The organism is Peribacillus sp. Bi134, from assembly GCF_918698065.1.
Lineage (GTDB): Bacteria > Bacillota > Bacilli > Bacillales > DSM-1321 > Peribacillus.
In genome coordinates, this window is the sequence record NZ_CAKKLN010000011.1 from 68705 (window position 1) to 88893 (window position 20189).

Below are 20189 nucleotides of genomic sequence, written 5' to 3' on the forward strand. Positions count from 1 at the left end.
CTCGTTAAATTAAATCGATTTTCTTTAATCGTCTATAGGTTAAAACAGTTAAAATGATCGTCATTACGGTTAAAACGATATAAGCATTTACTGTTGATATTCCGCCAGTTTCAAGTACATCACTTCTTACATACATGCCGAAATTGGGAAGCAAAAAATATAAAATCCACGTCAGCTTTTGTGTAGATAATAGAACTCCGCCTAATGTAACCGAAAAAAGCACATAAACATTTATCAGCAATAAAGATACTTCCTCCGTAAAATGAAGTTCGAGTGCCATTTGAATGAAAATCAGGACAATATTGGACATCATATAAAGACCCGCTATACAAATCAATGATGGCAAATCATGATAAAAAAAGGTCTGATCGACATTATTTATAAAAGCGAATACGATCGAGATAAGAAATTGAATTAAAGATAATCCAGATATAAGGATCATTAAGTTCCCGATTCTTCTAAACCCAAGTTTCACCCTGCTTTTTTCCCTGATCATCAGGTAGACCCCATAACCGGAAATATATTGCCGCAAATAACCTAACGACAAAAAACTCAATCCAGAAAAGAACATATACCATGTTCCCAATACAACAAACTTATTACTGATCGGAACTCCGCTAACGATCATATATTCCGTAAGATCGGCTTTAGAGCCATCGAAATAATCAAATAGTAAAATTTGTAACAAAATGACGATCAACATCGTTAAGAAGATTCGTTTAGTCATCAGAAACACCAAACATGAAATCTTTTTTCTCGATTGCGAAAAGCCCAAGTAAAACCATCACGAGAGATAGAAATAATTCTTTTCCAATCATGATTAGCGAATAATATCCTGTAATTCCGCTGCTTAATATAGGATCGATAACATTTGCGGAGCTGGCAGGACCCCAATGAATATTCAGCTGACTCTTCATCACATATAAGAGAAAACAGATACAAAAGGTTGCTGCCGTCGCTATGATTGAATTGGAATAATCAAAAATGAAATAATAAAGCAGGCCAATCGAGAAATATATACACGTCAATAGGGCTAAATTAAGAAGAGATAAGTTCCAATATTTTGATGATATAAAGTGAAATCTATCGAATATGAAAACAGCTGCGAAATTAATCAATAAAATGATGAACGCAAAGATAAACGAACTTATAAAAACTTGGATGGTCCGTCTCCGATACATGTCGATTCTTGATTGTAAGCGAACGATAATGTGTGGATGCTCATCTTCAATAAAAAAACGATAAAATAGTAACAAAGGAACAATATATGTGATCAATAAATTTTTAACCGAGAGATAGCCTTCTACACTCGCACTTACATCACTGATCAATTGATACGCTGGGTCTAGCTGCTTTATTTTTAAATAATGAATATTATAGGTCATCCATAAACATCCAAATAAAAGAACAAGCAGCAGTGATACATATACTTTTTTTTGATTAGACTTCATCACTTTTCACCTTATAAATGAACCCAATAATGATGATCGCTAAAAAAAGGATGGTCGATCTAAAGGAAATCAAAATGAAAGCTTCTAAGGTCACTTCGTTAAAAGGCTGGATGATCATTGCTAATGAATAATTCAGTCCTAAAATTTGTGAAAACCAAATAACAAAGCTTAACGGATACGTATACTTTATATCCGGGAAACACCAACTAAGGACAGTCGCCATCCCTGCGCATAAACTAGTGTAAAACCCAAAAATGATGATATAAACCACATTGGTGACAGCAGGCATTTTGTTGGCGAGTGTATATAAAAGATTTTCCGGGGATAAATCTGGTGTCAACCCTGTATCAAATTCACCATTCATGAATACAAAATATGCAATAATCATGTTTAATAGCAAGCAACCAACCATCACTAAAAAGGCAAATGACATATTTCCCAATAACATCGTTTTATAATAAGAGTATCGCCCTTTTTTGGTCGCTACGATATAACGGTAGCCTGTTTTATAGTCTTGGATATAGCTGTCGGCACACAAGATTAATAGAAAAATAGGCAAAAACCAAATAAGTAGTATTTGCATCATATGACCTAATGAACTTCCCGCTAAAAAAGTGGCTAGATGGGGAATGATCCATGACTCTGAAACATTGCCGATCAAGATAAATATGTCAATAATAACAATTGCCATTATACATAACACGATGAACTTTGTTTTTTTATTATTTGTTAATCGATAATAATAACTATTCATTTTGTCTCCCTTTAGAAAGCCACCATGAATAGAGAATCATCCAAGGTGGCTTCACCATATTCACCATTTTTTATTTATTATATTCCGTGGTGTAAGATTCTTTATACTGTCCAGGTAATATTCTCCCTGTCTCTTCATCCCAATATCCGTCTACGGAATAGGTATTAGAGCTATAATTATTATTTTCTGCCGTTAATCGTACCTCGGTGGCATTGGCACCTGCATTGCCTTTAACATAATGATTGCGCCCACTATTTAAACCGCCGCTACCGGCTTTCACTTTCGCTGAAGGAGATACATTCGTCCCAGTGCTTTTCTCCAGCCAATACGTGGTATAAGTATTCGTACCTTCTTGTGAATGATACATTCTCACCTTCCATGTATTCCGTTCCGTAGTCGTTTGGCGATACTTTGTACGTGTATATTCGTTGTCTTGCTCTTTCTTAATCTTAAAGGAATATACCGAATTCTCATTCCCAGCTTCAACTGAAAGCGTTCCTAACCCGATTGAGCAAGCTAAAATAGTACCTAATGCTATTACTCTTCCCTTTCTTTTTTTCATCATATTTTCTCCTGAAATTTATTTTTGAACAGATTAATGATATATGAACGGCGAGTATGTGAAGTTTCATAATTAAAATGGGACATGCCAAATCTGACATCATGAAGAAAATGCACATGACAAATCATTTTCTAGCATCACAGCTCGGAAAAGGCATGCTTATAGCAAAAACACCGCCGATGAGGAGCAGTGTTTTGATTCGTTTCCACACAAAAAAAGGCCGTTTAACATTTAAGTTAAACGGCCTTCCCCTGTTGCTATTTAGCTTTCTTTACGGTTACTTTTGCTGCTTTTCCTGTATTGCCCGCTTTGTCTTTTGCTGAAACATATAATGCGGACCCAGCTTTTTTCTTGCTGATTTTGATGGAGAAGTTCCCCTTACTATCAGCTTTTGCCGTTCCGATGTTTTTATTGCTGTACTTCACGGTAACGGTTGAACCGATTTCCGCTTTACCAGTTACTTTTGTTGCTTTATCGTTTACTTCATTCACTTTCGGTGTACCTGGAGCGGTTTTATCTTTAACCGTTACTTTTGCTGCTTTTCCTGTATTGCCCGCTTTGTCTTTTGCTGAGACGTATAATGCGGAGCCAGCTTTTTTCTTGCTGATTTTAATGGAGAAGTTCCCCTTACTATCAGCTTTTGCCGTTCCGATGTTTTTATTGCTGTGCTTCACGGTAACGGTTGAACCGATTTCCGCTTTACCAGTTACTGAAGTAGCTTTATCGCTTACTTCATTCACTTTCGGTGCATCTGGGGCGGTTTTATCAAGAACCGTGACGCTTGCCGCCTTGCTTTCACGCTTTGCTAAGTCTGTAGCCGTGACTGAAAGTTTAGTTCCGGCCTTTTGCTTGCTGATTTTCACTTTGAAATTCCCTTTGCTGTCCGTGTTACCTGAACCAATCACTTTTTTGGCACTATTTTTGATCGAGATTTTCATGTCCGCTTGCGATTGACCCGTTACATACGTATCTTTGTCACTTAAAGCTTTGACAGTTGGCTTGTTAGGGGTTGCACCCTTATTCACGAATATTTTGATTGAAGATACTGCTAGTTTGGAAGAATCAGAGATATTCACAGTAAGCAGCTGCGCAGCTTTTTGGACCGGAATCGTAACGCTGAACGTTCCGTTGGCTGACGCCGTTCCTTTACCGAGCGTTTTGCCTCCGCTTTTCACTTCGATTACTGACCCTTTTTTAGCTGAACCAGTCAGTTTTGTTTGCGTATCCATCACAAGATTGACTTTAGCATTCAAGTCCACTGCACTAAGCGCACTGTACGCATTCAATCTTCCGTATCCTGATACTAAATCTTTTCCGACAGGAAGTTCTTCTTCCGGTATGATGATTTCGCCATCTTCCGGTACATAGTCCTCATAAGGGTCAACATTATCTTCTTCTTCAAAAGCGACATATTCCGATGTCTCATGAAGGATTTCCCTTACTTCATTCACTTTCAACCCAGGGTTTCCGGATAATAACAAGGCTGTAGCTGCCGCAACATGGGGAGCTGCCATTGATGTACCATCCATGTAAGTAACATTCCCGTTAGGCACAAGGCTTGGGATGGCTGTCCCTGGTGCGACCATGTCCAACTTCGATCCATAATTGGAATAATCGGATACTAAATCAAGGGCATTGGTTGCACCGACGGATATGGCGTATTTTGATGATGCAGGATAAGAAAGACCTTCCATCCCATCATTACCGCTTGCCACGACAACCATTACATTCTTGGCAGCGGCATGTTTCAAGGCATATTCAATCGTCCTGCTATATTCTCCGCCCAAGCTAAGGTTTATGACCTTTGCACCATGATCCACGGCATATTTAATGCCTAGTGCAATTTTCTCATTGTCTCCAAATCCTGAAGAGTCCAAGACCTTCACAGGCATGATTTTAGCTACTGGATTGATTCCTTGCATGGAATAACCGTTATCTGCTTTGGCAGCGATGATTCCGGATACATGTGTACCATGGCCATTGTCATCGATTGCTTTTTCTTTCTTATCGATGAAATTCTTACCTGACTCCATTTCAACGACACTCTGTAGATCCGCAAGTGAATCATCGACACCTGTGTCGATAACCGCTACCAACGTATCTTTTAAATTGCGTTTCTTAATAAGGTTCTGCAGTTTTTCGTTATCGATGTCCGCTCCCTTAATGCCTTCTTCCCCACCGGCGTTATTCAAAGACCATTGATACGGTGATTGAATGTCGGCAGAAAGTGCTTTGTACGTTTTTACCGCTTCGATATATTCCACTTCTGGAAGTTTTTCGATACCGGAAAGAGCTGCTGTGCTCATTTTAGCTTGGTTCTTTAACTCGACGACATACATATCATCATACAGAACCTCTTGTTGCTTAGGTGCCGATAATGTTCCATATCCTTTTCCGCTTATTTTGGATTGGACAGCGCTTAATGACTTCCCTGGTTTAAGTTTGACGATATATTTGTTCTTTACATTTTTCGAAGCAGGAAGTTCGATTCCCGCTTTGCTTGCGATATCGACGATTCTCTCACCCGCAAGTTTATCAAGATTGATTTTCTTTGCAATGGCGTCCATATCCTTTTTCAATCCCGCCGGAGCGACGTCTGCCGATTTATTGAATAAGGCCTTAATCGCCTCTTGCTGCTTGTTGCTAATGACTGCCGTACTGCTTGCTCCATTTTCATTAAGATCCTCGATAAGGGGCTTAATCTCGACTAAGTGATTATAAACGGCTTCCCTTGCCGTTTTATTACCAGCCAGATGAAGGGCCAGGAATGGCGAAGCTTTATAGTATAAAGAGGAAAGGGTACGTCCCTCAGACGACTTCGTGAGAACTTCATCTCTAAAAACGCGGAGTGTTTTCAACATGGATTCTCCCGTTTTCTTATCGTTTACACTCACTTCAACCGGGCAAGATTCCAGCTCCTCCCCTTCGTCCCCGGCAGATGGCGGCAATGTCACTGAATGCGCATTGATGGAGTATTCAGCTACATTTTCCGCATCCGGGATGGGATTTCCCTCATCATCCGTATCGCCGAAATATTCAACTTTAACATAATATGTGCCTTCCCAAGCATATGGGAAATCGACTACGGCTTTTTCATCAGGATAAGAAGAGACAATATAATTGCTCTCATCTTTTTCTGCTTTTTCTTTATCTTGATAAACGGAGATATTCAAGATTTTGTCCGAATTGACTTCGAACTCAATATGGGAGAACTTTTGTACTTCTTCTGTTGTGGGGCTGATTTGGTACCATTGGACATCCGGTTTTTCAAACTTTCCGTCCAGAGTGTCCCCATTTTTAATCGTTTTTACATTTTCAATAGGTGTTGCAGCTGCAGCTTGAGAATTTAGCGGAACCATCAAGCTGAATATCAGTGCAAAAATAAGTGCACACGCCGTAATTCGACTCACATTCTTAAATTTCACGGTTTTCCCTCCAATAATTGGTTAAAAAATAACAGTACTATACCAAACTATCACACTGTAAAATTTTATCAACCAATTTTTTCCCTTTTTTATGTCAAATGCTTAATTTATTTGGCCATAGAGCTGAAAAATGATTCGCATGAACCAATTAAGCAAGATATTTGCGTTCCGATGTTCCTCTCATGACGATAGTAGCCTAATTGGTAGATTGATCGCTAATAGATTTAAATCGGTGAGAATCCTAACATGACCTAATTCCTATGGTCAGCCAATGCCACGAAAAAAAGCTGTCCCAGCAGAAAAATATGCGGGACAGCTTCCAATCATTTTTATTTAGTTTGCGACGATATTGACTAATTTGCCTGGTACGGCAATCACTTTACGAATGGTTTTCCCATCGATTTGTTCTTTGATGGAATCATCACCCATCGCGATTTCTTCCAGTTTTTCTCTCGTAGTGTCAGTCGGCACCATTAATTTCGCTTTGACTTTTCCGTTGATTTGGATGACGATTTCGACTTCGTTATCCACTAACTTAGCTTCGTCGAACGCCGGCCATGTACCGTACGTGATGCTCTCGGAATGGCCCAGTTTAGACCAAAGCTCCTCGGCAATGTGAGGTGCAACTGGTGCAAGCAGCTTTACGAAGCCTTCGATATATACTTTAGGAAGCGAATCCGCTTTATAAGCATCATTAATGAATACCATCAATTGTGATATCGCCGTATTGAATTTCAATTCCTCATAGTTCTCGGTCACTTTTTTAACCGTTTGATGATAGACTTTTTCAAGCTTGCCCGTGTCATCCGTTTCGGTCATCTTATCTGTGATCGTACCGTCATCGTTGACTAATAAACGCCAGATACGGTCAAGGAATCGGCGGGAACCGTCCAATCCGTTTGTGGACCAGGCAATCGAAGCATCCAATGGCCCCATGAACATTTCGTACATGCGAAGTGTATCGGCACCATGGCTTTCAACGATATCATCCGGGTTCACGACATTCCCTTTTGATTTACTCATTTTTTCATTATTCTCGCCAAGGATCATTCCTTGGTTAAATAGGTTTTGGAATGGCTCCTTCGTTGGCACGACACCGATATCATACAAGAATTTATGCCAGAAACGAGCGTAAAGCAAGTGAAGCACCGCATGCTCAGCGCCGCCAATATAAATGTCGACCGGCATCCATTCTTTTAATTTTTCAGGATCTGCAAGTGCTTCCTTGTTGTCCGGATCGATATAACGAAGGAAGTACCAGCTGCTGCCTGCCCACTGTGGCATCGTGTTTGTCTCACGGCGCCCTTTTCGTCCATTTTCATCCGTTACATTCACCCATTCCGATATGTTTGCAAGTGGTGATTCGCCTGTACCTGAAGGCTTAATGTCCGTAGCTTTCGGTAAAATCAATGGAAGATCTTCTTCCTTCACTGCAGACATCGTGCCGTCTTCCCAATGGATGATCGGAATCGGTTCACCCCAGTAACGCTGACGGCTGAATAACCAGTCGCGAAGACGGTATGTTATTTTCTTCGTACCGATTTCTTTTTCTTCCAGCCATTTGATCATCGTCGAAATGCCTTCTTCTTTATTCAATCCATCAAGGAATTCCGAATTCACATGAAGTCCATCGCCTGTATATGCTTCACTTGTCACATCTCCGCCAGCTACGACTTCCTTGATCGGCAAGTCGAACTTGACTGCAAATTCATAATCACGCTCATCATGGGCAGGAACCGCCATGATCGCACCCGTTCCATAGCTGATCAACACGTAATCGGCTATCCAGATCGGCATTTTTTCGCCGTTTACCGGGTTAATGGCATAAGCCCCCGTGAACACGCCTGATTTATCCTTGGCCAAGTCTGTTCTTTCTAAGTCGCTTTTATGTTTCACTTCATCTAAGTAAGCTTCAACTGCTGCCCTTTGGTCAGCCGTGGTAATTTTATCGACAAACGGATGTTCAGGTGCCAATACGGCATATGTTGCACCAAATAACGTATCCGGACGAGTCGTGAACACCGTGAATGTATCATCAAAGCCATCAATATTGAAAGTAACCTCCGCTCCCTCGGAACGGCCAATCCAGTTACGCTGCATATCCTTGATGTTTTCCGGCCAATCCACATCGTTCAGATCGTCAATCAAGCGGTCTGCATACGCAGTGATACGAAGCATCCACTGTTTCATCGGGCGACGCTCAACCGGATGGCCCCCACGCTCACTTTTCCCATCGATGACTTCTTCATTAGCCAATACCGTGCCAAGTGCCGGACACCAGTTAACTGCAACTTCATCAATATATGCAAGGCCCTTTTCATATAATTTCAAGAAAATCCATTGCGTCCATTTGTAATAGTCGGGATCTGTCGTGTTTATTTCACGATCCCAGTCATAAGAAAAACCTAGGGCTTTGATTTGGCGGCGGAACGTGTTGATGTTGTGCTCCGTGAATTCGGCTGGATCATTTCCCGTATCGATCGCATATTGCTCTGCCGGAAGTCCAAAAGCGTCCCAGCCGATCGGATGCAATACATTATACCCCTGCGCCCGTTTCATCCGTGCCAGGATATCGCTTGCCGTATAACCTTCCGGGTGCCCCACATGAAGACCTGCCCCTGAAGGATATGGGAACATATCCAGCGCGTAGAATTTGCGTTTGCCGCTTTCTTCACCCGTTTTGAATGTCTTATTGCCTTCCCAATACTTTTGCCATTTCGTTTCTATGCTTCTATGGTCAAAACTCATATGATTTCCTCCTAATTTCCGTATAAAAAACAATAAAAAACCCCTCATCCCAAAATAGGGACGAGAGGATTATGTATATCTTCCCGCGGTACCACCCACATTGGCGATAGCTAAAATCCGCCCAGCTTAAAACATCCGTAACATGGATTAAAACGCCAGGCATTACTTATTAATTCACACCCGGGACTCCAAGGCGAGTTCGCGACCGTCCCAGGTTGACTTGCACCACCCGTCAACTCTCTTTACTGGTTTAAACCGCTACTATTCCTCATCATAGTCTTTATGAGAATATTGATTTTATTTCATTCTAGTCAATTTCACCGATAATTGCAATAGCCGTACATAAACATTATCGACAGGTTTTTCATTATATATGCGAATTCAGGAAAATTCGTGCAAAAAAGGGAGCTATTCATTCATAGCTCCCTTGCTTCCATTTAATGTCGCAGTAAAGTCATTTCATTCCTCAATTGATTCAACTGCTGCTTCATCCGCGAAAGCATTTCTCGTTGCTGGTCATTCGAACTGGCATACAATCGTTCCATGTCCGTCAAAGCCTCTTCGATATACCTTTGCGAATTTTGAAATTGTTCATCATCGTAATGCTCCTGCCGTGAAGCCTCGTTAAATTCAAACTCTGCAAAATGGAGAGCACCTTCACATTGCTCTAAAAAATGATCGACGGATTGTCTGGTTGCCATTTCAAACCCTCTCCTTCGCGTCTCATTTGGATGATTCGGAATCATCTTGTCTAGTTTGAGCAAATAACGGGTGGATTATCATTTTTTTTGAGCAATCAACCTTTATCCCAAAACTTCTCACCTTGATGGGAAATGAATTGCTCGATCCATTCGGCAAAACCCATGTGGAGTTTCTCGCCTTCTTCAAAATCATCGATATGGCCTTTTACCATTAAATACTCTTTATCGCCTTTAGCGACGGCTTCCCCATCAATGACGATATTATCTTGATAAATGCAGGCCACTTTATAGCATCCCTCATAGGAATTTTCATATGTGTAATTAATAATATCATCCAGGCTGTATAAATCATTTTCCCCGCCCGATTCCACATTATCGAACAGACGGCATCCATTGGTTATTTTTAAAAACTCCTTATAATCCTCGGGCAGAAGCAGTCCGGTTTTCTTTTCAAAGGAATGAATTTGTTCATCCGAAGCAGGTGAATTGAAGGTGCAAGTGGCTTTGTATATGAATCCATCTTCATTTACTTCGATCACCTGATTATTTTCGGCTAATTTCTTTTTCATTTGATTAATCGCTTCTTCAACTTGACCGGTCATGTCCATCAGCTCCCGATTGGATATAGTCATTCAAAGATATACTGGAAATAGCAGCAAAATGTTTAGCCCTCAAGTATACAGTATACGCTTATTTTTCAAAAAAAGACCTAGCTGCGAGAATGTTGTATAATATATGTTGCGATTTAATTTATTTAGGAGGTTGCTGATTTGAATCAGGCAAACCCGTTTATATATGCAACGGATAACAAACGATATCATACATGGAATTATCACCTGAGGGAACATTTTGGACATAAGGTTTTTAAAGTTGCCCTGGATGGCGGTTTTGACTGCCCGAACCGTGATGGCACCGTCGCGCATGGCGGCTGTACCTTCTGCAGTGCCTCAGGCTCTGGTGACTTTGCGGGCAGCAGGGTTGAACCCCTCGACGTTCAGTTTCAGAAGATCAGCGAACGGATGCATCATAAATGGAAAGATGGAAAATATATGGCCTATTTCCAAGCGTTCACGAATACGCATGCCCCAGTGGAAGAACTTCGCGAGAAATATGAAAGTGTATTGACCCAGGAGGGTGTCGTCGGGCTCTCCATTGCGACACGTCCGGATTGCCTTCCAGATGATGTAGTCGAGTATTTAGCCGAATTGAACGAACGGACCTACCTTTGGGTGGAGTTGGGTCTCCAGACGGTCCATGAAAAGACCGCGACGATGATCAACCGTGCCCATGATTTCGATTGCTACAAAGAAGGCGTCGATAAACTGCGGAAACACGGCATCCGCATATGCTCCCATATCATCAATGGCCTTCCTCAGGAAGATTACGGCATGATGCTGGAAACAGCCCGGGAAGTTGCCAAACTCGATGTGCAGGGGATAAAGATCCATTTACTTCATTTATTAAAAGGGACACCGATGGTCAAACAATACGAAAAAGGCCTGCTCGAGTTTCTTGACCGTGACGATTATGTCAGCCTGGTATGCGACCAGCTGGAAATAATCCCTCCAGAAATGATCATTCACCGCATTACGGGTGACGGTCCGATCGATTTGATGATCGGTCCAATGTGGAGCGTCAATAAATGGGATGTCTTGAATGCCATTGATGCCGAATTGAAACGCCGTAACAGCTGGCAGGGAAAAAATCATCATACGGAGGTACAATCATGAAGCTTGACCGAATTTTGCCATTCGCCAGGATTCTGCTGGAAAAAGCGGTCCATCCCGGGGATATAACCATTGATTGCACGATGGGCAACGGTTTTGATACGGTCTTTCTTGCAGGACTTACAGGTGAAAACGGGCATGTCTATAGTTTTGATATTCAAAAAGAAGCAATTCAAACCACAGCGGCGAAACTAAAGGCCGAGAATTTACAAGAGTGCTGCACCCTCATTCACGATGGGCATCAACATTTGAGCAAATACGTCAGGAAAGAGCATTCCGGAAAGGTCACGGGTGCCATATTCAACCTGGGCTACCTTCCTGGCGGTGACAAATCAATCATCACCCAAGCCGATACGACGATATCAGCCATTGAACAGCTATTCGAATTGCTGGCGCCTGAAGGCATCATCATCCTCGTCATTTACCATGGTCATCCAGGGGGATTGGCAGAACGGGATGCATTGATGGATTATGTACAGAACTTCCCTCAACAGAAAGCCCATATCCTGAAATACGGGTTCATCAACCAATCAAACAATCCGCCATTCATTGTCGCGATTGAAAAAAGATGATGACTTTTGACACCGTTCGAACGAACGGTGTTTTTTCAATCCCAACTCGCAGAAGCAGAATTACCAATCACAACATTTTGAATTTTGCGTCTATAATGATTATAATGATAGAAAATAGATAAGAGGGTGCAGAAAATGGAACATTTGCCTACTTCATTACTGACGGATATATTAACTGAAAAAATCAAAAGGGATTCAAGTGAACAATACGGGGAGTTTGTCAGCTCGCTTAACTCGTTGACAGAAAACCAAAAAACCATGGAGGACCTCAAACAATTCGATCACCATTTTGATAGGTTCCTGCCACAACTCGATTTAATGATTTCCACTCAAAACCATGAAGCGATCATGAATATGAAAGCGACGCTTTTGGACCTATTCGCCAATGACTTAACCTTCAAATCCATCTATCTTCTATCCACCGCATTATCGAATAAAAAAGAACTTACACACTTGAACCAATTTATGTACCCGGTTACTTACTGGGCCCCGGTGATCAAGTCAAACGAATTGATTAAAAACGCAGGCTGATTCAAATAAAAAACTGCCAAAGGTCTAACCTCGGCAGTTTTTTATTTATCCTTAAGTATGTACTGATCAAACGACATACCCTAATATTTTTAAACGGTTCTCAACAAAACTCAGCGCATATTGAAATACATCATCACGTTCTGGTTCATTGAAGATTTCATGATATAGCTTTGGCCATTCCTTATATTGCTTTTCACTGGCCAAGTTATAATTAAACCACTCACGAACCGCCTTCTTGTTCACGACTCGGTCATCTCCGCCCTGCATGACCAAAAGCGGCACATCCTGGAAATCAGGAATTTCTTCAAAAGCATCCTTCATAGCCTGTGCAAGCTCGCGATACCAGCGAACCGAAACCTTTGTGATATATAATGTATCGTTTCTATCGGATTCACGGATTTCCGCACTTCTCGTCGCCATTTCAGGTGTCAATCCGGATTCAACCCTGAACTTAGGCATCACGATATTCAAACCATGCGAGATGGTTGTCAGGAACTTCGGCGGCTTCGTCACGAGGCCCAAGCATGGAGAAGAAAGAATCACCCCTGCAATGTCCCATTCCTCTTCCTGAAGAAGGCGTATCGAAATCAAACCGCCCATGCTGTGTCCAAGTAAAAAGACCGGCAACGAATATTCGTAAGCCTCTTCTATCCAGCTTTTCACTTCGTCCAAATACTCATCAAAGGAATCGATATGTCCCCGGTAGGCGCGAGTTGTCATACCCTGCCCAGGAAGGTCGCCCATGACGACATGGTATCCAGCCGAAAGCCACATTTGTGTTACCCACTTATAACGTCCGTGATGTTCCATTGCCCCATGAATGATGACAATGACGCCCTTTGCGTCTCCTTCTGTCTCCCATTTCCACATTCGAAATCCCCCTTTCACTTTTCACTTGTTGTGTACGATCCATGATAGTTAAAATAATATATATAAATTATAACCATATTCGTGATTTTCGACAAAAAAGAAATCTAACAAGTTGTACATTGCTATTATAAATAGCCAAGTGTATTTGCATACGGTATATTAAAATAATACATAAAAACATTCACTTCGGAAAGGAAATGATTGAAAATGATTATTTATCCGTATAAAGGCAAAGAACCTGAAATCGCCGAAAGCGCTTATATTGCTGAGAATGCTGTCGTGACAGGTGATGTCAAAATTGGCGACGAAACATCAATTTGGTTCAATTCCGTCATTCGCGGTGATGTATCCCCAACCATCATCGGGAAAAAAGTCAGTATACAGGATAACAGCGTCCTGCACCAAAGCCCAAATAATCCATTGATCATCGAGGATGAAGTAACCATTGGCCATCAGGTCATTTTACATAGCTGTAAAATCCGTAAAGGAGCTCTGATCGGCATGGGATCGATTATACTTGATGAAGCTGAAATCGGCGAAGGAGCCTTCATCGGTGCCGGCAGCCTCGTTCCACAAGGTAAAGTCATTCCACCGAACATGCTGGCATTCGGACGGCCAGCTAAAGTCATTCGCGAAATCAACGAAGAAGATCGCCAGGATATGGAACGCATCGTTCGCGAATATGCCGAAAAAGGACAATACTATAAAACGGCGGAACGCATAAAGTGAATTGACTGAAAGTTACGAGTATTGTACTCAAACTCACGAGTATTTGCTACAAATTCACGAGTATTTACTCCAAACTCACGAGTATACGCTCTAAATTCATGAGTATATGCTCTAAACTCATGAGTATACGCTCTAAACTCTCGAGTATACGCTCTAAACTCTCGAGTATACGCTCTAAACTCTCGAGTATACGCTCTAAACTCTCGAGTACTTGCTACAAACTCTAGAGTAACGCTTCAACCTCACGATTTGATGACCCAAACAAACTTGTAAACGACTTTAACTCACGAGTTTTGCACGTATTTTATATTTCTTTGGGATTTCTTGAATTATTCCCGCTGACGGCAAAATTAATCCACAAAAAAAAGGTGTCCCGCAAATTGCGGGACACCTTTTTTATATGATTTACGCTTGTGCTTTTAATGTTTCTGCTTTGTCCGTGCGTTCCCATGGAAGATCGACATCTGTACGGCCAAAGTGTCCGTAAGCAGCTGTTTGTTTGTAGATCGGGCGACGAAGGTCAAGCATTTTGATGATGCCAGCTGGACGAAGGTCGAAGTTAGCACGAACTAGGTCAACAAGGACTTCTTCGCTAACTGTACCAGTTCCGAACGTATCAATTGAAATCGATACAGGCTCTGCCACACCGATTGCGTATGCCAATTGAACTTCCGCTTTGTCGGCAAGGCCGGCTGCCACGATGTTTTTCGCAACATAACGAGCAGCGTATGCAGCAGAACGGTCAACTTTAGTAGCATCCTTACCAGAGAATGCACCGCCGCCGTGACGAGCGTATCCGCCGTAAGTATCAACGATGATTTTACGTCCAGTAAGACCCGCATCCCCTTGAGGTCCGCCAATTACGAAACGGCCAGTCGGGTTGATGAAGTATTTAGTTTTAGCATCGATCAATTCAGCTGGAACGACCGCTTTGATCACATGTTCTTTTAGATCGGCTTGAATTTGTTCAAGCGTAATTTCAGCATCATGCTGTGTAGAGATAACGATCGTATCTACACGTACAGGACGGTTATTCTCATCATATTCCACAGTTACCTGTGTTTTACCATCAGGGCGTAAGTAAGCAAGAGTTTCATCTTTACGAACTTGAGCCAGGCGGAATGAAAGTTTATGCGCCAATGAAATCGGAAGCGGCATAAGCTCTTCTGTTTCATTACAAGCAAATCCGAACATAAGACCTTGGTCCCCTGCACCGATTGCATCGATTTCTTCCTCTGACATGTTTCCTTCACGAGCTTCCAATGCTTTATCGACTCCAGCTGCGATATCGGCAGACTGCTCATCAATGGAACTCAACACTGCACAAGTTTCAGCATCGAAACCGTATTTCGCACGTGTGTAGCCAATTCCTTTAATCGTATCACGAACGATACGCGGAATATCCACGTAAGCGGACGTTGTAATTTCACCAGCAACAAGTACAAGGCCTGTTGTTACACTAGTTTCACACGCAACACGTGCATTTGCATCCTTAGCTAGGATAGCATCTAAAATGGAATCTGAAATCTGATCACAAATTTTGTCCGGATGGCCCTCTGTAACAGATTCAGAAGTAAATAGACGTTTCTTTGACATCATATTTCCTCCTTGGAAGTTAGTATGTTGTAGGCATAAGCCTGATTTTTACGGAACTCGTTTCCCTCATTAGTTTCAACTATAGACACAGAATTACTTATGAAAAACACAAAAACCTTCCCTGGCAAATGAGGAAAGGTTTAAAATTCTGTCTTCTATCCTTTCACTCTTATCGTTCAAGGGTTTTTACCTTGCTCAGGTTAGCACCATCACCACTATTCCTTGAAGATCTTCGCTTTATTTTCGGCGATCGATCTTGGAGTCAAGTTCAATATGGCAGGTTGCTGGGTTTCAAAGGGCCTGTCCCTCCACCAACTCGGGATAAGAGAATCCGTACAATTTAAGATATTATCGTATCTAGTTGGAATTTGTCAATGCTTTTCTAAAAAGAACATTTCCGCCCAGTATGGCTTTCTTTTGAAAAAAGTGTTGATACAGCGTCTTAGAAGGGTTTACAATGCAAAATACGAATAGAAATGTTGGAAATTGCCATTAATAATAAGTATTAAGCATACGAAAAACGACTTCACCATTGGAAATATATTGCTTACTTACTTCCTATTAAAATAAAATTGACTTCATTAAAGTATATGTGATAATCCTGACTCGGTTCCTGCCGGAATAAAATGATTAACGCGGCCAGCTGAAAATAATCACAAATTAGAAGAAATAGTATAGACTATTTAAATGAATGTGTTATACTAATTGTAATCTAAAAACTTAAACAAAGGAAGGTACCTCATATATGAATTCTGTAGATGTTTCTAATGAGTTACACCAGTTATTAACAGGAAACAATGTGCAAACTCAACTTTCAGTTCCTCAATTGGTCGAAAAAGTATTAAGCAGAAATGAAGGCGTTTTAACATCAACCGGCGCAGTAAAAGCTGAAACTGGCAAATATACTGGTCGTTCACCTAAAGATAAATTTATCGTGGAAGAAGCATCCGTTAAAGATAAAATCGATTGGGGTTCAGTGAACCAGCCAATTTCCGAAGATGTGTTCAATAAACTATATAATAAAGTAGTTGACTACCTAAAAGCAAAAGAAGAGATTTTTGTTTTTAAAGGTTTCGCTGGTGCAGACGAATCATCTCGTCTTCCAATCCGTGTTGTTAATGAATATGCTTGGCATAACCTTTTCGCCCATACTTTGTTCATCCGTCCAAATGAAGAGGAACTAAGAGGTCACGAAGCTGAATTCACAATCCTTTCTGCACCTAACTTCAAAGCAGACCCAGAAGTGGACGGAACCACTTCCGAAACTTTCATCATCGTTTCATTTGAACGCCGTACCATCCTGATCGGCGGAACGGAATATGCAGGAGAAATGAAAAAATCGATCTTCTCGATCATGAACTACTTACTTCCAGAGGCTGGAATCCTTCCAATGCATTGCTCTGCTAACGTAGGACGTGAAGGGGACGTCGCTTTATTCTTCGGTCTGTCCGGTACAGGCAAAACAACTTTATCAGCAGACACTAGCCGTAAACTGATTGGCGATGACGAGCACGGCTGGTCTTCTAATGGCGTATTCAACATCGAAGGCGGCTGCTATGCGAAAACGATCAATCTTTCACGTGAAAAAGAACCACAAATTTTCGATGCAATCCGTTTCGGTGCCGTATTGGAAAATGTTGTTGTTGATCCGGATACACGTGAAGCGAACTATGATGACAGTTCATTGACTGAAAACACTCGTGCTGCTTACCAAATGCAAGCGATCGATAACATCGTGAACCCAAGTATTGCAGGACATCCAAATACAATCATTTTCTTAACAGCTGATGCTTCAGGCGTTCTGCCTCCAATCAGCAAGCTTTCCAAAGAACAGGCAATGTTCCACTTCCTAAGCGGATACACTAGTAAATTGGCTGGTACTGAAAGAGGCGTAACTTCACCGGAAGCTACATTCTCCACTTGCTTCGGATCTCCATTCTTACCTCTTCCAGCTCAACGCTATGCTGAGATGCTTGGTGATAAAATTGACGAGCACAATGCAAAGGTATACCTTGTCAACACTGGATGGACTGGCGGAGCATACGGAACTGGAAGCCGTATGAAACTTGCTTACACTCGTGCAATGGTACAAGCGGCACTTGAAGGTGAATTAGCGAACATCGAAACGATCAAAGATGATATCTTCGGCTTGGATATCCCGCTTCATGTTCCTGGTGTTCCTGATGAAGTGCTTCAGCCAATCAAGACTTGGGCAGATCCTGCCGCTTATAAAGAAGCAGCAACGGACCTTGCCGCACAATTCCGTGCTAACTTCAAGAAATTCGGCAGCGTTCCAAGTGAAATCGAAGAACTTGGCGGACCGACAGCTTAATAAATTGTACACAAAAGGACCAAGCTCTTGCTTGGTCCTTTCAGTTTGTCGACAAGAAATGTCTCATCCCGAACCATGATTTCAAAACATTTCTTCGTTATCCTTCATTCATTGTTTACTTTTTGAATGGAATCCTCAGAAATTTGCTACACTCCTGCCACTCGCTCTCCAAAACCCCGCTAGATACATCAGCGAGGAGTCTTGGCAGACAGTCGGCGGAAATGAAGCGGATATAATTCGTGGACCTTAAAAAAAAAATGCTTCGGAGTCCGAATAGTTAGGTGTAGATCGAATAAATTCGTGGACGGTCGAATTTAGTGCCGTGTTAGGTCGATTTTCTGCGACAACGGTCGAATAATGTGCCCTGTAGGTCGATTTTCTGCGGTGAACGGTCGAATTTAGTGCCGTGTAGGTCGATTTTCTTCGATGAACGGTCGAATTTAGTGCCGTGTAGGTCGATTTTCTGCGACTACGGTCGAATACAGTGCCGTGTAGGTCGATTTTCTGCGACAACGGTCGAATACAGTGCCGTGTAGGTCGATTTTCTTCGATGAACGGTCGAATTTAGTGCCGTGTAGGTCGATTTTCTGCGACAACGGTCGGATATAGTACCCTGTAGGTCGATTTTCTGCGGTGAACGGCCGCATAATGTGCCCTGTACGTCCAATAACGGCGTCTTAGGTCAATAAGTACGGTTTAGGCCGAATAATGGCGGCAACGGCCTAATATATGGCTAGCCAAGCCCCCGCCAGATTGTTTGGCGGGGGCTTGGCGGAAATGGGGCGAATTTAAACTGAAACGTGAAAGGACCAAGCTCTCGCTTGGTCCTTTTCTTCATATCGATGTTTGTCCAAGTTTTTAGATGATCGCTTTATTCCTGGCTTTTTTCATGGACATCGTTTTGTATTGATATATATTGCCCAGATTGGCCACCGGGACATCTGTTTTAGTTGCATCAATGCAATTGCGTGTATCCAAAATCAATTTATTTCTCATGAGATTTGATAGATTATCATAATCCATTTGTTTAAATTCATCATGGTCGGTCAGGACAAGTATCAAGTCGGCATCGTTTACAGCGTCTTCCACTGATACGACTGGCATCTTTCCAGATTGGACATGAGGGTCATGCAAGGATACATCCATGTTTTCCATCCCCATCAAGATATTGACGACATCAATGGCGGGACTTTCACGAATATCATCTACATTGCCTTTGTATGCAAGACCGAAAACAGCTACTTTTGGCTTCCGGATCCCCTCTAGCATCATCCTTACGGAATTAACGATATAATAAGGCATCGATACGTTGGTATCGCGGGCCAATTTAATGATTCTCGCTTGCTCTGGTGCCTTTGCAACGACGAAATACGGATCGACCGCTAAACAATGGCCGCCAACTCCTGGTCCTGGTTGGTGAATATTTACACGAGGGTGTTTGTTTGCCATCGATATGACATCCAAAACATTGATATCCAGCTCGAAACAGATTTTCGTCAGCTCATTCGCAAGGGCGATATTGACATCCCTGAAGGTGTTTTCCATCAGTTTGGACATTTCAGCCGTTTTCGCATCCGTCTGAATGATTTCTCCTTGAACGAAGGTTTTATAAACAAGGCTTCCTTTATATGAGCATGTTTCCGTGATGCCCCCGACGATACGGTTATTATGAACCAACTCTTCAAGAATCCTTCCAGGTAAAACACGTTCCGGACAATGAACTAGGAAAATGTCTTTTCCGATTGTAAGTCCAGACCTCTCGATCATCGGTCTAATATGATCATCCATGCTTCTTGGCGCAATCGTCGATTCAATAATGATGACATTCCCTTTTTTGATAAAAGGAAGAATGTTTGAGGTTGCATCCATGACATGAGTTAAATCACATGATTGATGCATGTCCTTTTTATTTGGAGTAGGAACTGCGATAATGAAAACATCCGCTTGTTCCGGGCTTAACGCAGCTCGGAACTTATTGGAATTAAGCACTTCTTGCAATACCTCCTCCAATCCAGGTTCTTCGATATGGAGCCTGCCGCTATTCAAATTGGAAATAATCTCAGGATGGATATCCACGCCGACAACATCGACACCGTGTTTCGCAAACATTAAAGAAGTCGGAAGTCCTATATAACCAAGTCCTATTGTACAAAGTTTCATATAAACCACTCCTATCTATTTTTCTGCTACA

Annotated in this window: 16 protein-coding genes, 1 riboswitch and 1 other annotated feature; of the genes, 5 read left to right on the top strand and 11 right to left on the bottom strand. The window is 41.9% G+C overall.

Translation table 11 applies throughout. The features are described 5' to 3' along the window. Positions 1-4: 4 nt before the first annotated feature. The 8 genes from LQ188_RS23095 to LQ188_RS23130 all read right to left on the bottom strand — a co-directional run bounded on the left by LQ188_RS23095 (position 5) and on the right by LQ188_RS23130 (position 10243). The gene (locus LQ188_RS23095) at positions 5-727 is read right to left on the bottom strand and encodes a DUF2705 family protein (protein ID WP_230178485.1); all 723 of its coding nucleotides are present in this window, start codon (positions 725-727) and stop codon (positions 5-7) included. Beyond that, positions 720-1451 carry a WxPxxD family membrane protein gene (locus LQ188_RS23100; RefSeq protein ID WP_101225552.1) on the bottom strand — a complete coding sequence of 244 codons (732 nt, stop codon included), beginning with the start codon at positions 1449-1451 and terminating at the stop codon, positions 720-722. The genes LQ188_RS23095 and LQ188_RS23100 overlap by 8 nt, the downstream gene beginning before the upstream one ends. Next, entirely contained in the window at positions 1441-2205 is a 765-nt protein-coding gene (locus LQ188_RS23105) for a DUF2705 family protein (protein ID WP_101225553.1), read from the bottom strand. The genes LQ188_RS23100 and LQ188_RS23105 overlap by 11 nt, the downstream gene beginning before the upstream one ends. A 70-nt stretch (positions 2206-2275) precedes the next feature. Next, on the bottom strand, positions 2276-2767 hold the full coding sequence (locus LQ188_RS23110; RefSeq protein WP_230178487.1) for a DUF2712 domain-containing protein: 492 nt from the start codon (positions 2765-2767) through the stop codon (positions 2276-2278). A gap of 257 nt (positions 2768-3024) precedes the next feature. After that, positions 3025-6192: an Ig-like domain-containing protein gene (locus LQ188_RS23115; RefSeq protein WP_230178489.1), complete on the bottom strand. Its 3168-nt coding sequence runs from the start codon at positions 6190-6192 to the stop codon at positions 3025-3027. A 333-nt stretch (positions 6193-6525) separates the two neighbouring features. Further along, positions 6526-8940, bottom strand: coding sequence for a leucine--tRNA ligase (gene leuS / locus LQ188_RS23120; protein ID WP_101225555.1), 2415 nt, complete (start codon positions 8938-8940; stop codon positions 6526-6528). 53 nt (positions 8941-8993) lie between these two features. Beyond that, positions 8994-9224 (bottom strand) — a binding site (T-box leader). Between the two features lie 153 nt (positions 9225-9377). After that, positions 9378-9641: a DUF2524 family protein gene (locus LQ188_RS23125; protein ID WP_101225556.1), complete on the bottom strand. Its 264-nt coding sequence runs from the start codon at positions 9639-9641 to the stop codon at positions 9378-9380. A gap of 95 nt (positions 9642-9736) precedes the next feature. Further along, complete coding sequence (locus tag LQ188_RS23130) at positions 9737-10243, bottom strand: SMI1/KNR4 family protein (protein WP_063234889.1); 507 nt, start codon at positions 10241-10243, stop codon at positions 9737-9739. A gap of 168 nt (positions 10244-10411) precedes the next feature. Here LQ188_RS23130 and LQ188_RS23135 point away from each other — a divergent pair, with 168 nt between their 5' ends. From LQ188_RS23135 to LQ188_RS23145, 3 genes are all read left to right on the top strand, one after another. Continuing rightward, the gene (locus tag LQ188_RS23135) at positions 10412-11371 is read left to right on the top strand and encodes a TIGR01212 family radical SAM protein (RefSeq protein WP_230178490.1); all 960 of its coding nucleotides are present in this window, start codon (positions 10412-10414) and stop codon (positions 11369-11371) included. Further along, positions 11368-11940 (top strand): class I SAM-dependent methyltransferase, encoded by a 573-nt coding sequence (locus tag LQ188_RS23140; protein ID WP_230178491.1) that lies wholly within the window; start codon positions 11368-11370, stop codon positions 11938-11940. The genes LQ188_RS23135 and LQ188_RS23140 overlap by 4 nt, the downstream gene beginning before the upstream one ends. Positions 11941-12075: 135 nt before the next feature. Next, positions 12076-12471, top strand: coding sequence for a hypothetical protein (locus LQ188_RS23145; protein ID WP_230178492.1), 396 nt, complete (start codon positions 12076-12078; stop codon positions 12469-12471). 66 nt (positions 12472-12537) lie between these two features. Here LQ188_RS23145 and LQ188_RS23150 read toward each other — a convergent pair whose 3' ends face one another. After that, on the bottom strand, positions 12538-13341 hold the full coding sequence (locus tag LQ188_RS23150) for an alpha/beta hydrolase (RefSeq protein WP_101225561.1): 804 nt from the start codon (positions 13339-13341) through the stop codon (positions 12538-12540). 210 nt (positions 13342-13551) lie between these two features. Between LQ188_RS23150 and LQ188_RS23155 the strand changes: the two genes are divergently transcribed. After that, positions 13552-14070, top strand: coding sequence for a gamma carbonic anhydrase family protein (locus LQ188_RS23155; RefSeq protein WP_230178523.1), 519 nt, complete (start codon positions 13552-13554; stop codon positions 14068-14070). A 405-nt stretch (positions 14071-14475) separates the two neighbouring features. On the opposite strand, the gene metK is transcribed toward LQ188_RS23155, so the two are convergent. Continuing rightward, entirely contained in the window at positions 14476-15669 is a 1194-nt protein-coding gene (metK, locus tag LQ188_RS23160) for a methionine adenosyltransferase (RefSeq protein ID WP_101225562.1), read from the bottom strand. 163 nt (positions 15670-15832) lie between these two features. Continuing rightward, positions 15833-15994, bottom strand: a riboswitch (SAM riboswitch). A 417-nt stretch (positions 15995-16411) separates the two neighbouring features. Between metK and pckA the strand changes: the two genes are divergently transcribed. Further along, positions 16412-17998, top strand: coding sequence for a phosphoenolpyruvate carboxykinase (ATP) (gene pckA, locus LQ188_RS23165; RefSeq protein ID WP_101225563.1), 1587 nt, complete (start codon positions 16412-16414; stop codon positions 17996-17998). Between the two features lie 858 nt (positions 17999-18856). Here the strand turns inward: pckA and LQ188_RS23170 are convergent. After that, positions 18857-20158: a nucleotide sugar dehydrogenase gene (locus tag LQ188_RS23170; RefSeq protein WP_101225564.1), complete on the bottom strand. Its 1302-nt coding sequence runs from the start codon at positions 20156-20158 to the stop codon at positions 18857-18859. Positions 20159-20189 lie beyond the last annotated feature (31 nt).

Coding starts and splice junctions, on each gene's coding strand:
- LQ188_RS23095 (WP_230178485.1), bottom strand. CDS start 727: ATGACTAAACGAATCTTCTTAACGATGTTGATCGTCATTTTGTTACAA.
- LQ188_RS23100 (WP_101225552.1), bottom strand. CDS start 1,451: ATGAAGTCTAATCAAAAAAAAGTATATGTATCACTGCTGCTTGTTCTT.
- LQ188_RS23105 (WP_101225553.1), bottom strand. CDS start 2,205: ATGAATAGTTATTATTATCGATTAACAAATAATAAAAAAACAAAGTTC.
- LQ188_RS23110 (WP_230178487.1), bottom strand. CDS start 2,767: ATGAAAAAAAGAAAGGGAAGAGTAATAGCATTAGGTACTATTTTAGCT.
- leuS (WP_101225555.1), bottom strand. CDS start 8,940: ATGAGTTTTGACCATAGAAGCATAGAAACGAAATGGCAAAAGTATTGG.
- LQ188_RS23125 (WP_101225556.1), bottom strand. CDS start 9,641: ATGGCAACCAGACAATCCGTCGATCATTTTTTAGAGCAATGTGAAGGT.
- LQ188_RS23130 (WP_063234889.1), bottom strand. CDS start 10,243: ATGACCGGTCAAGTTGAAGAAGCGATTAATCAAATGAAAAAGAAATTA.
- LQ188_RS23140 (WP_230178491.1), top strand. CDS start 11,368: ATGAAGCTTGACCGAATTTTGCCATTCGCCAGGATTCTGCTGGAAAAA.
- LQ188_RS23145 (WP_230178492.1), top strand. CDS start 12,076: ATGGAACATTTGCCTACTTCATTACTGACGGATATATTAACTGAAAAA.
- LQ188_RS23150 (WP_101225561.1), bottom strand. CDS start 13,341: ATGTGGAAATGGGAGACAGAAGGAGACGCAAAGGGCGTCATTGTCATC.
- metK (WP_101225562.1), bottom strand. CDS start 15,669: ATGATGTCAAAGAAACGTCTATTTACTTCTGAATCTGTTACAGAGGGC.
- pckA (WP_101225563.1), top strand. CDS start 16,412: ATGAATTCTGTAGATGTTTCTAATGAGTTACACCAGTTATTAACAGGA.
- LQ188_RS23170 (WP_101225564.1), bottom strand. CDS start 20,158: ATGAAACTTTGTACAATAGGACTTGGTTATATAGGACTTCCGACTTCT.